This is a genomic window from Blautia sp. MCC269 (assembly GCF_018785655.1).
In the GTDB taxonomy this organism is placed as follows: domain Bacteria; phylum Bacillota; class Clostridia; order Lachnospirales; family Lachnospiraceae; genus Blautia_A.
This window is the reverse complement of sequence record NZ_WQQE01000106.1, coordinates 1-239: the sequence shown is the minus strand read 5'-3', so window position 1 is coordinate 239 and position 239 is coordinate 1. Positions and strand designations below refer to the sequence as shown.

General features: G+C 54.8%; 1 rRNA gene. It reads right to left on the bottom strand.

The window, feature by feature from the left end:
- Positions 1-239: ribosomal RNA gene (locus tag GPK88_RS18485) — 23S ribosomal RNA — on the bottom strand; the annotation flags it as partial.

Genomic DNA, 239 nt, shown 5'->3' with positions numbered 1-239 from the left:
CGCCCTCACCTTAGGTCCCGACTCACCCAGGGCAGATCAGCTTTACCCTGGAAACCTTGGATATTCGGCCTAGAGGATTCCCACCTCTATCTCGCTACTCATTCCGGCATTCTCTCTTCCATGCAGTCCACAGCTCCTTACGGTACTGCTTCTTCCCGCATGCAATGCTCCTCTACCAATCCTTACGGATTCCTTAGTTTCGGTGGCGCGTTTCAGCCCCGGACATTTTCGGCGCAGGA